This window comes from Streptomyces sp. SID5785, assembly GCF_009870065.1.
GTDB lineage: Bacteria > Actinomycetota > Actinomycetes > Streptomycetales > Streptomycetaceae > Streptomyces.
The window spans coordinates 1-10,529 of sequence record NZ_WWIA01000005.1 but is presented as its reverse complement, the minus strand read 5'-3'; the positions used below and the strand labels follow the sequence as shown (position 1 = coordinate 10,529).

Below are 10,529 nucleotides of genomic sequence, written 5' to 3'. Positions count from 1 at the left end.
CTCGCCGTCCAGCTTCAGGAACGCCGTGCCGTGCGCGGGCACCTCGACCGTGTACGAGCCGCTGTGGACGCCGCGGTCGGCCCGGGCCCGCAGATCACGGACGTGCACCGGCCCGGTGAGCCCGGCGTCGGCGAAGCGGACGGTGAGCTTCGCCGTCCTGTCCGAGCGGTTGAGCAGGGCGGCGGCGCGGTGGCCCGCACCGTCGAGGACCTTGCTGTAGACGTCGCCGGTCGCGTCGCTCGCCACGCGGACGCCCTGGACGGCGAGCGGGTCCTGGTCGACGCCGATGATCTCCGGGTTGCGCAGGGTGTCGATCATCGCCTGCGGCAGGGTGCGCGGATCGGAGCCGATCACGAGAGGCGAGCCCATCAGGGCCCACATGACGAGCTGGGTGGTGGACTCCTCGGCGGTGAGCTCCGGCGTGCCGTCCTTCATCGGGCGCATCGGGATCAGGTAGTCGGGGTCGTTGTAGTGCCCGGGGCTCTGGGCCTCGGGGTGCGCCATGTTGGCGTCCATGTTGCGCAGGACGTTCGGCCACTGGTTCTCGGAGGGGGTGCCGAACGCGACATCGGTGCCGGTGCGCCAGGAGTCGGCGAGCCCGGGCCCGAACCGGTACGAGTTGTGCGCGTCCTGCGCCGGGGTGTGCGGCACGCCCCAGTCGTCGGTCAGGGGGTTGCAGAGGTTGAGCAGCATGGGCCGGCCGGTGGCCCGCACGGCCTCGCCGAACTCCTTGAACGCGGGCTCCGGATCGGCCTTCTCGGCGATGCCGCACAGGAAGTCGACCTTGATCGCGTCGACCTTCCAGTCGGCGAACTGCTGCGCGTCCTCCGCGTAGTGGCCGCGGCTGCCGAGCCCGCAGCTCTTGCCGTCGTCGTACGTGCCCGCGTCGGTGTAGATGCCCGCCTTCAGGCCCATCCGGTGCAGGTGGTCGACGAGGGCGGGGATGCCGGAGGGGAACCGGCCGGCGTGCGCCGTGAGACGGCCCGCGCTGTCGCGCGGCGTGTCGGCCTGCCAGCCGCCGTCCAGCCACACGATGTCGTAGCCGCTCTTCTTCAGCCCGCTGTCCACCAGGAAGTCGGCGACGCTCCTGACGTCCTTCTCGGTCGGGGCGCCGAGGCCGAAGTAGGTGTTCCAGCCCATGTACGGGGTCGGGGCGAGCGGTGCGCCCGGGGCGGGCCGGTGGCCGGACGGGGCGGGGGCCGACGCGGCGGCCGGGACGGCCGGTGCGAGCACGGCCGCGACGAGGAGGGCGGCGGTCGCGGCCGTCCCGGCTGTCGCTGCGCGGGGTGTCGTCACAGAGCTCTCCTGAGGTGATGACTGATGAGGGGCGTCGTCCGCCGGCGCGGAGGCCGGACAGGATCGCTCGGACGACTGTCGTCGCAGGGGCCGACCCTGTCAATAAAAATTCCTAATTAACTAAAAATCGAGGAGGGTTGACGGGCGGAAGGAGTCGGCGGGCGCGCCCGGGACGGCGACCCGCAGCCGCAGCACCGCGCCGTCCAGCGGGCCGGGATCGGCCAGGCCGACGCGCGCGCTCGTCACGAACAGGGTCCGGCCGTCCGGCCCGCCCAGACACAGCCCGGCCGGCTGTCGCACCGGCACCGGCACGACCTGCGCCAGCTCCCCGTCGGCGCGGTAGTGGTGGAGCACGCCCGCGCCCCACACCGCGCTCCAGAGACCGCCGTCGCGGTCCACCGCCATCCCGTCCGGGCTGCCCCCGCTCACCGAGGCGAACACGGAGCCCTCACCCAGCTCGCCCGTCCCGGGGTCCACCGGATGACGCAGGATGCGTCCCCGGGCGCTGTCGGCGAGGTACAGGGTGCGGCCGTCGGCCGTGAACGCCGGGCCGTTGGGCACGCTCAGCCCGTCGAGCACGGTGGTCACCGTCCCGTCGTGGTCGACGCGCGCCAGCGTGCCCGCGCCGGGGCGGCCGTCGTAGGCCATGGAACCGGCCCAGAAGCGCCCGGCGGGGTCGGCGGCCCCGTCGTTCATACGGAAGGGGCGGGCCGCGTCCTGCTCCGGCCGCCGGAGCCAGTGCGGCGGCCGGCCGGAGCGCAGCAGGCAGATCCCCGTGCCGGCGGCGCCGATCCATACCCCGGGCCGGCCGGCCACGGGCGCGACCGCGCCCAACGGGCAGGGCAGGCCCAGGAGTTCGCGCAGAGGCCCACCGGGTCCGGCGCCGTACAGACGGCCCGCGAGAATGTCGGTGAGGACGAGACCACGGTCCGTCCAGCGCGGCCCCTCCCCGAGTTCGAGACGCTCCGTGCCGAGCGCCGTGACAGATCCCGGGGTCACCATTCGGCGAAGCTCCCGTCGTCGTGCCGCCACACCGGGTTGCGCCACTTGTGCGCCGTGCTGTCGGCCGCCCGCACGGCCGCCTCGTCCACCCGCACCCCGAGCCCCGGCAGCGGCGTGCGGTGCGCCCGGCCGTCGGTGAACCGGAACGGCTCGGGGTCGAGGACGTACGAGAGCAGGTCGGCGGAGCGGTTGTAGTGGATGCCGCGGCTCTGTTCCTGGATGAGGAAGTTGGGCGTGGCGAAGGCCACCTGGAGGCTGGCGGCGAGCGCGATCGGGCCGAGCGGGCAGTGCGGGGCGAGCAGGACGCCGAAGGTGTCGGCCAGCGACGCGATGCGGTGCACCTCGGAGATGCCGCCCGCGTGCGACAGGTCGGGCTGCGCCACGGCGATGCCCGCCTGAAGGGCGGGCAGGAACTCGGCCCGGCCGTAGAGCCGTTCACCGGTGGCGACGGGCACGTTCGTGCCCGCCACCAGGCGCGGCAGCAGATGCCCGTGCTCGGGCAGCAGCGGCTCCTCGGCGAAGAGCGGGTGCAGCGGGGCGATTCCGTCCAGCACCCGGCGGGCGCCCGCCGGCGTGAAGCGGCCGTGGAAGTCGACGGCGACGTCGCGCTCGGGGCCGAGCACCTCGCGCGCGGTCGCCACGCGCCGCACGATCGCGTCGACCTCCGCCGGGCCGGGCATCGGGGAGACGCGGCCCGACGCGTTCATCTTCACCGCGGTGAAGCCGGCCTCGATCTGGGCGGTGATCTCGTCGGCCACCTCGTCGGGTTCGTCGCCGCCGACCCACGCGTACACGCGGACCGACTCGCGCACGGGGCCGCCGAGCAGCGCGTGGACCGGCACCCCGTACGCCTGGCCCGCGATGTCCCACAGCGCCTGGTCGATCCCGGCCACGGCACTGGAGAGCACCGGGCCGCCCCGGTAGAAGCCGCCCTTGGTGAGGACCTGCCAGTGGTCCTCGATCCGCAGTGGGTCCTGGCCGACGAGGTACTCGGCGAGCGTCTCGACGGCGGTGCGGACCGCCTCGGCCCGGCCCTCGACGACGGGTTCGCCCCAGCCGACCAGGCCGTCGTCCGTCTCGATGCGGCAGAACAGCCAGCGCGGAGGGACCTGGAACGTCTCGATACGAGCGATCTTCACAGGGCGGGTGCACCTTTCATGAACGGAAGGACGAAGGCGAGTGCGGTGGAGGAGCGGGCGCCACACACAGGGCGTGCGCGGGACACAGGGCGTGCGCGGGTCAGGACGAGGACTTGAGCACGCTCCAGCCGCCGTCGACGACGAGACTGGTCCCCGTGATGTACCCGGCCTCGGCGGACGCGAGGAACGCGATGGCCGCCGCGACCTCGTCGGGGGTGCCGAAGCGTGCGGCGGCCGTCTCGGCGACGCTCCGCGCGCGGTCCTCCTCGCCGATCCCGTCCCATGCGCCGGTGAGGATCGGGCCGGGCAGGACGGCGTTGACCCTGATGGACGGGCCGTACTCCACGGCGAGCTGACTGCACAGGGAGAGCACGGCGCCCTTCGTCGCCGCGTAGGCGGGTCGCCCCGGCAGCCCCATCCGGGCGTGCACGGACGACGTGTAGACGACGGCGCCGCCGTGCTCCGACAGATCGGGCTGCACCGCCCGGAAGCCGAGGAAGCCCCCGGTGAGGTTGACGGCGACCTGGCGCTCCCACGACGCCTGCGTCATCTCGCCGGCGGGCGCCAGGTCCACCGTGTAGGCGTTGGAGACGAGGACCCGCACCGGCCCGTGGACGTGCGCCGCGTCCAGGACGCGCTGCCAGTCCGCCGCGTCGGCGACGTCCGCGCGCACGAACGTGGCCCGGGCGCCCTCGGCGCGCAGCGCGGCGGCGGTCCGCTCGCCGCGCTCGGTGTCGACGTCGCCCAGCACGACCGCCGCGCCCTCGGCGGCAAGCCGCCGGGCCGTCGCCGCGCCGATGCCGGTGGCGGCCCCGGTCACCACGGCGACCTGATCGGTGAAGCGTTGCATGCCGGTCATCCCATCTCCTCGAGAGTCCTGCCCCGGGTCTCGCGCACGCAGAGCGCCGCGAAGGGCAGGGAGAGCAGCGCGAAGGCTGTGTAGATCAGATACGTCCCGGCCAGGCTCCAGTCGGAGAGGCTGGGGAATGTCGCGGTGATCACCCAGTTGGCCACCCAGACGGCCGCGGAGGACACGCCGAGCGCCGCGGCGCGGATCCCTGAGGGGAACATCTCGCCGAGCATCACCCACAGCACGACGCCCCACGACGAGGCGAAGCACAGGACGAAGACATGGGCCGCTATGAGCGCCACGAGGCCCTGGGTGTGCGGGAGTCGGCCGTCGACGAGGTCCGCGGAGAAGGCCCATGTCTCGCACGCCAGGGAGAGGGCCATGCCCGCGGAGCCGACCAGGATCAGGGGCTTGCGGCCGACCCGGTCGACCAGGAGCATCGCGACGACGGTGCCGGCGATGTTCACCAGCGAGGTCGTGAACGAGTAGAGGAACGAGCTGCCCGGGTCGATGCCGACGGACTGCCAGAGCGTCGCGGAGTAGTAGAACGCCACGTTGATCCCGACGAGTTGCTGGAACAGCGCCAGGCCGATGCCGACCCAGACGATGCCCCGCAGTCCGGCCGCCCTGCCGCGCAGGTCGCGGAACGTGGAACGGCGGTCCCGGCCGAGGTGGGCGCGGATCTCCTCGATCCGGGCGTCGAGGCCGGGACCCTCGCCCTCCAGGCGGGCGAGCACGCGGCGCGCCGCACCGGTGTCCCCGCGCGCGACGAGATGGCGCGGCGACTCGGGGATGGCGAAGGAGAGAGCCCCGTACGCCAGCGACGGCACGACCATGACGCCGAGCATCCACTGCCACGCCTCGAGGCCGGCGAGATGGCCGCGCTGGTCGCCGTCGGCGAGCGTCAGGAGCAGCCAGTTGACGAGCTGGGAGACGGCGATGCCGATCACGATCGCGGCCTGCTGGAAGGCGGCGAGGCGGCCGCGGTGGGCGGGCGGGGCCACCTCGGCGATGTACGCCGGGCCGATCACGGAGGCCATGCCGATGCCGAAGCCGCCGACGACCCGCCACAGCGACAGGTCCCACAGCCCGGTGGGGACGGCCGAGCCGACGGAGCTCACGGTGAACAGGGCCGCGGCGATGCGCATGCAGCGGATGCGGCCGATGCGGTCGGCCAGCCGCCCGGCGACGGTCGCACCGGCGGCGGACCCGATCAGGGCGATGGCGATGACCTGCGCGAGCGCCGCCGAGCCGACGTCGTAGCGGTCGCGCACGGCCTCGACCGCGCCGTTGATGACGGAGCTGTCGTAGCCGAAGAGGAAGCCGCCCATCGCGGCCGCGGCGGCGACGAAGACGACGTGGGCGAGGCCGGGGGGCCGGGCGCCGGTGACGGCAGGGGACGGCGGACGGAGGTGTGTCATGGTCTTCCCGAGTGGTTCCCGCCGGCCGGTGGGGCCGGGCGGCCGGCCCCGCGTGAGGGCCGGGGCGAGCGGTGGGGGTGGACGAGCGGTGGGGGTGTGGTTCAGGGCACGCGGATGCCCCAGGCGGACGTCCGCCGTTCGCCCGGGGCGAGGACGGTCAGGTCGTGACCGCTGTTGAAGGCGTCCGGCGGGCAGGTCATCGGTTCCACGGCGAGGCCGGTGCGCCCGAAGTGGTCGGCGGTGTAGAGCTGGAACCAGCCGAAGGACCGGTCGGCCCAGAGCTCGGTGGCGTCGCCGCCGGGGGAGCGGAGGCGGACGCGGGCCCGCCCCTCGTCGTCGCGGTGCAGGCCGGTGTAGGCGTGGTTGAGGACGAGACCGCTCAACTCCCGCTCCGTGCGCAGGTCCTGAGGGGTTCCCTCGACCGGGCGGGGCGGGCCGTCGGGCAGCATGCGGGCGTCGGGGTGCAGGCAGCGGTCGGCGCCCAGGCGGACGGTGCAGGCGTCGAGGGGGGCCTCGAAGGTCAGGTACGGGTGGGCGCCGAGCCCGAAGGGCGCCGGGTGCGACGAGCGGTTGGCCGCGCTGACGCGGACCGTGAGGCCGCCCTCCGCGTCCAGCCGGTAGGCGGCGACCAGGCGCAGGGCGAACGGGTAGCCGGGCCGGGCCGCGAGGTCCAGGGCCAGCGTGACCCGGTCCGAGCCGTCGCGGGGCTCCGGGGTCCAGGTCTGCCACGCGGTGAGGCCGTGCAGGGCGGACGGCGCGGGCGCGGTCTCGTCCAGCGGCAGCCGGTGCCGTGTGCCGCCGAACGCGTAGGAGCCGCCGGCGAGCCGGTTCGGCCACGGCGCGAGGAGCTGGCCGTGGGCGGCGGGCGCGGGTTCGTCCGCGTCGAATCCGAGGATCAACGGGCGTCCGCCGTACTCCAGTTCCCGCAGGGTCGCCCCGACGCCCGCGACCGTCGCGGCGTAGCGCCCGGCGGTGAGTCGGTGCTGGGTGCCGGACAGCGGCAGCGGGGTGGAGGTGGCCATGGCCAGGACTGCATCACTCCGGGCGGGACCCCGTCAAGGATTATTCATAATTAATTTCCGGAGCGTGATCGAGGCGTTGAGCTTCCAAAAATTATGAATTAAAGTGGCCGCCGCAGAGGGTGCGCGGGCAGTCGGCCCGTCCCGCAGAGGGGAGCGGAGCATGGTGTCCTACGCCGGACGCGGAGTCCACGGAGGCGTCGTCGAATCGCTCGGCTCCCGTGTCGTCGGGGGTGAGGTCGCCGTCGGCGCCACCCTCGACCCCCGCACCCTGGTCCACGACATGGGTGTGAGCCTCACCGTCGTCCGCGAGGCGCTCAAGGTCCTCGGCGGCAAGGGGCTGGTCGCCTCCCGCCAGAAGCGCGGCACCTTCGTGCGTCCCCGTGCGGAGTGGAACGTGCTGGACGCGGACGTCATCCGCTGGCGCATCGAGGGCGGCGAGGCCGAGGCGGTCCTGCGCGACCTCGCCGAGATGCGCTCCATCGTCGAACCCGCGGCCGTACGACGGGCCGCCGAGCGCCGCACCGACCAGCAGCTCTCCGACCTGGAGGCCGCCCTCGACCGGATGGCCCGCGCAGGCGACGACGTCGCCGAGGCGGTCGCCGCCGACTCCGACTTCCACCACGCGCTCCTGGTGGCGTCCGGCAACGAGATGCTGGCCATGCTCCACGACCTCATGGCCCCCGCCCTGCGCGCCCGCGACAGCATCGTGCACGACCCGCACGGCTGCGCCGACGACCCCGTCCCGAGCCACCGTGCGGTCCTGGACGCCATCCGCGACGGCGACGCCGCCCGTGCGGGGACCGCGATGGCCGACCTCCTCGCCAAGGCGGACCGGGACCTCGACGTGGCCGTCCGCGGCCAGGCGCGCGCGGCGTCCGACCGCGGCTGAGGACGACCACGGCCGAGAGCGACCGCGGCTGAGGACGACCGCGGCCGAGGGTGAACGGGGCCGATGCGGCCGTCGGCGCGCTCAGCGGCCGAGCGCCTCGGCCAGTTCGCGCTTGTTCATCGACGAGCGGCCGTCGATGTTGCGTCGCTGCGCCTCTGCGTAGAGCTGGTCCCTGGTCGGCCCCCGGGCGCCGCTGTGGGATCGCTCGCCGCCGCGCTGGGACGCGGACTTCGTGTCCTGCGTGGACACCCTGCTCACTGTCTTCGACTCGCCGGACCGGGCGCGCTCCTTGTTCACGGTGCGTGCCGCGATCTCCTCGGCGCGCTTCGTGGAGGCGCCGCGCTTCTCGACGCTCTCCTTGACGTGTTCGTACTGACGCTCGCGCTTCGCGCTGGAGCCCTGCGGCATGGCGTTCTCCTCGGTGGGACGGGATGGCAGGTGTCGCTGCGTGCGCTGCCGAGTACCCCGGCACGGCGAAGGGATGCGTCCCATGCTTCCGGTGTGCGTGCCGCGACCGGTTCACGGGTACCCGGCGGACCGGCAGTCGCCACCGCCCAGGGGAAGGAGTCGACCGTGACGGAACGTGACAGTCTGCGGACGTACCGCGCCAAGCGGCACTTCGATCGCACCGACGAGCCGCGCGGTGAACAGGCCGACCCGGCGACGGCCGGAGGGGCCGAGCCGTCCTTCGTCGTGCAGATCCACGACGCGCGCCGGATGCACTTCGACTTCCGACTGGAGGTTGACGGCGTGCTGAGGTCCTGGGCCGTCCCCAAGGGGCCCTCCACCGACCCCGGTGACCGACGGCTCGCCGTCCGGACCGAGGACCATCCGCTCGCCTACCGCGACTTCGAGGGTGTCATCGCACAGGGCGAGTACGGCGGCGGCACCGTCATGGTCTGGGACCAGGGCACGTACCGTCCCACCAGTCACGACCGCAAGTACCGGCCCGTGCCGTTCGACGAGGCGCTCGACCACGGCCACGCGACGTTCGAACTCCACGGGGACAAGCTCCACGGCCAGTACGCCCTCACCCGGATCCACAGCCGCGAGGAGCGGGCCGGGGACACGAACGCCCCTAAGGCCTGGCTCCTCGTCCGCACCGGCAAGGCCCACGGCGCCGACGGGGCCGCCGGCACGCCCGACCCGCGCAGAGCACGCTCGGCGCGCACGGGCCGCACCCTCCACCAGATCGCGACCGCGCCCGACGCCCCGACCTGGGACCCGGAGGCCGCTGACCGACGGTGACTCGTGCGCGTCGACGGGGCGTGACCGGTGAGGGTGTCAGTCCGGCAGGGTCAGGGCCGTGGTGAGGTGGGCCAGGCCGTACTCGAAGGCGTCGTCGACGTCGCCGCCCAGATTGAACGCCGAGGACAGCTCCATGCTGAGGAAGCCGTGGGTCCACGCGGTGACGGTGCGGGCCGCCTCCAGTGACCGCCGGGGGCCAGCGAGCGCGGCCGTGGTCTCCAGGACCGGAGCGGCGGCCTGCGCGAGAAGCGCGGGGTCCGGGCGGGTCGCGGCGGGGCCGTTCGCGAAGATCAGGTGGTGCGCGGCCGGGTGCTCGTGCGCGAACGCGCGGAAGGCGCGCAGCAGCCCGGCCAGTCTCGCCGGGGGATCCAGCTCCGCCGGTACCGACCTGAGTACTTCTTCGAGGTCGCGCAGAGTCGCCTCGATGACGAGGCGCACGAGGGCGTCCCGGTTGCGCACGCGCTTGTAGAGGGACGGCGCGCGCACCCCCACCGCTTCGGCCACTGCCTGCATGGTCAGCCGGTCCGGGCCCCCCGCCTCCAGGAGTGTGCGGGCGGCTTCGACGATGGAATCGAGGGACGTGCGCTCGGGAGTCGGCATGTGTGCTCCGGCCGGCCGGTGGTGGCGGTGTGTGGGGGTGGGGCTGCGGATGGAGGAGGGAAGTGGGGATGGAGATGGAGGTGGAGATGGGGATGGGGATGCGCATTGGCTATGGACGTTAGCCATGATGGCTATGTATCGTAGCCATCATACCGTGGACCGGCGAGGAGAAGACTCATGCAGCTCGCGCAGCACCTGCACCGCATCGGGAACGACATCGTGGCCGCCTACCTCGTCGTCACGGACGACGGCGTGACCGTCGTGGACGCCGGACTCGCCGGTCACTGGCAGGAGTTCACCGCCGAACTGACGGCGCTGGGCCTGACCCCGGCGGACGTCCGCGGCCTCGTGCTCACCCACGGCGACAACGACCACATCGGCTTCGCCGAGCGGCTCCGGCGCGAGTACGGCGTCCCGGTCTTCGTGCACGGCGCCGACGCCGCGCGCGCCCGCGGCGAGGTCAAGGTGAAGAACGCGATGGGGCGCGCCAAGGTCGGCGCCACGGCCGGCTTCCTCTGGTACGCGGCCCGCAAGGGCGGCCTGCGCACGACCTATCTGACCGAGGTGTCGGAGGTGAGCGACGGCGACGTGCTCGACCTGCCCGGCGCGCCGCGCGTCGTGGGGCTGCCGGGGCACTCGCCGGGCAGCATCGCCGTCCATGTGCCTGTGGCCGACGCGGTGTTCGTCGGCGACGCCCTCACCACCCGGCACGTCCTGACGGGGCAGGGCGGTCCGCAGCCGGCCCTGTTCACCGACGACGCAGAGCAGGCGCTGAAGTCGCTGGACCGGCTCGCGGACGTCGAGGCGACGTGGGTGCTGCCCGGTCACGGCACGCCCTGGGACCGGGGCGTCGAGGAGATGGTCCGCCAGGTGAGGGCCGCGGCGCCGCAGAAGTAGCGGCGGGACCCGCGCTCCCTCCGCGTGCCGGCAGGTCCACCTCGCCGTCGGCGCCGCGGCGGCGTGCGCCCGCGACGCCCCGGCCCAGATCACCCTGGCCGCCGCAGGCCGGCGACGGTCCCCTCGGCTCCGCCGCGACGGCTCTCGCCGCCGCGCCCGAACGAG

General features: G+C 73.8%; 11 protein-coding genes. 3 read left to right on the top strand and 8 right to left on the bottom strand.

Annotated elements, in window-relative coordinates:
- The 6 genes from GTW43_RS00260 to GTW43_RS00235 all read right to left on the bottom strand — a co-directional run.
- Positions 1 to 1,296, bottom strand: a 1,296-nt coding sequence (locus GTW43_RS00260; protein WP_161299494.1) for a glycoside hydrolase family 27 protein, incomplete at its 3' end; no start/stop codon positions are given.
- Positions 1,297 to 1,416: 120 nt separating this feature from the next.
- Positions 1,417 to 2,298: an SMP-30/gluconolactonase/LRE family protein gene (locus tag GTW43_RS00255; RefSeq protein ID WP_161299493.1), complete on the bottom strand. Its 882-nt coding sequence runs from the start codon at positions 2,296 to 2,298 to the stop codon at positions 1,417 to 1,419.
- Positions 2,292 to 3,503, bottom strand: a complete 1,212-nt coding sequence (gene dgoD / locus GTW43_RS00250) for a galactonate dehydratase (protein WP_161299492.1) — start codon at positions 3,501 to 3,503, stop codon at positions 2,292 to 2,294. The genes GTW43_RS00255 and dgoD overlap by 7 nt, the downstream gene beginning before the upstream one ends.
- A gap of 34 nt (positions 3,504 to 3,537) precedes the next feature.
- The gene (locus GTW43_RS00245) at positions 3,538 to 4,296 is read right to left on the bottom strand and encodes an SDR family oxidoreductase (RefSeq protein ID WP_161299491.1); all 759 of its coding nucleotides are present in this window, start codon (positions 4,294 to 4,296) and stop codon (positions 3,538 to 3,540) included.
- The gene (locus tag GTW43_RS00240) at positions 4,293 to 5,708 is read right to left on the bottom strand and encodes a sugar porter family MFS transporter (RefSeq protein WP_161299490.1); all 1,416 of its coding nucleotides are present in this window, start codon (positions 5,706 to 5,708) and stop codon (positions 4,293 to 4,295) included. The genes GTW43_RS00245 and GTW43_RS00240 overlap by 4 nt, the downstream gene beginning before the upstream one ends.
- Before the next feature lie 101 nt (positions 5,709 to 5,809).
- Positions 5,810 to 6,730: an aldose 1-epimerase family protein gene (locus GTW43_RS00235; RefSeq protein WP_161299489.1), complete on the bottom strand. Its 921-nt coding sequence runs from the start codon at positions 6,728 to 6,730 to the stop codon at positions 5,810 to 5,812.
- Between the two features lie 160 nt (positions 6,731 to 6,890).
- On the opposite strand from GTW43_RS00235, the gene GTW43_RS00230 reads away from it, so the two are divergent.
- Complete coding sequence (locus GTW43_RS00230) at positions 6,891 to 7,619, top strand: FCD domain-containing protein (protein WP_161299488.1); 729 nt, start codon at positions 6,891 to 6,893, stop codon at positions 7,617 to 7,619.
- 81 nt (positions 7,620 to 7,700) lie between these two features.
- Here GTW43_RS00230 and GTW43_RS00225 read toward each other — a convergent pair whose 3' ends face one another.
- On the bottom strand, positions 7,701 to 8,027 hold the full coding sequence (locus tag GTW43_RS00225) for a plasmid stabilization protein (protein ID WP_161299487.1): 327 nt from the start codon (positions 8,025 to 8,027) through the stop codon (positions 7,701 to 7,703).
- Positions 8,028 to 8,192: 165 nt separating this feature from the next.
- On the opposite strand from GTW43_RS00225, the gene GTW43_RS00220 reads away from it, so the two are divergent.
- Entirely contained in the window at positions 8,193 to 8,867 is a 675-nt protein-coding gene (locus GTW43_RS00220) for a DNA polymerase ligase N-terminal domain-containing protein (protein ID WP_161299486.1), read from the top strand.
- A gap of 36 nt (positions 8,868 to 8,903) precedes the next feature.
- Here GTW43_RS00220 and GTW43_RS00215 read toward each other — a convergent pair whose 3' ends face one another.
- Positions 8,904 to 9,467, bottom strand: a complete 564-nt coding sequence (locus GTW43_RS00215; RefSeq protein WP_161299485.1) for a TetR/AcrR family transcriptional regulator — start codon at positions 9,465 to 9,467, stop codon at positions 8,904 to 8,906.
- 177 nt (positions 9,468 to 9,644) lie between these two features.
- Between GTW43_RS00215 and GTW43_RS00210 the strand changes: the two genes are divergently transcribed.
- Complete coding sequence (locus GTW43_RS00210) at positions 9,645 to 10,364, top strand: MBL fold metallo-hydrolase (protein ID WP_161299484.1); 720 nt, start codon at positions 9,645 to 9,647, stop codon at positions 10,362 to 10,364.
- Positions 10,365 to 10,529 lie beyond the last annotated feature (165 nt).

Excerpts from the sequence above, each read along its gene's own strand:
- GTW43_RS00225 (WP_161299487.1), bottom strand. The coding sequence starts at position 8,027 with ATGCCGCAGGGCTCCAGCGCGAAGCGCGAGCGTCAGTACGAACACGTC.
- GTW43_RS00210 (WP_161299484.1), top strand. The coding sequence starts at position 9,645 with ATGCAGCTCGCGCAGCACCTGCACCGCATCGGGAACGACATCGTGGCC.
- GTW43_RS00235 (WP_161299489.1), bottom strand. The coding sequence starts at position 6,730 with ATGGCCACCTCCACCCCGCTGCCGCTGTCCGGCACCCAGCACCGACTC.
- GTW43_RS00245 (WP_161299491.1), bottom strand. The coding sequence starts at position 4,296 with ATGACCGGCATGCAACGCTTCACCGATCAGGTCGCCGTGGTGACCGGG.
- GTW43_RS00230 (WP_161299488.1), top strand. The coding sequence starts at position 6,891 with ATGGTGTCCTACGCCGGACGCGGAGTCCACGGAGGCGTCGTCGAATCG.
- GTW43_RS00240 (WP_161299490.1), bottom strand. The coding sequence starts at position 5,708 with ATGACACACCTCCGTCCGCCGTCCCCTGCCGTCACCGGCGCCCGGCCC.
- GTW43_RS00255 (WP_161299493.1), bottom strand. The coding sequence starts at position 2,298 with ATGGTGACCCCGGGATCTGTCACGGCGCTCGGCACGGAGCGTCTCGAA.
- GTW43_RS00215 (WP_161299485.1), bottom strand. The coding sequence starts at position 9,467 with ATGCCGACTCCCGAGCGCACGTCCCTCGATTCCATCGTCGAAGCCGCC.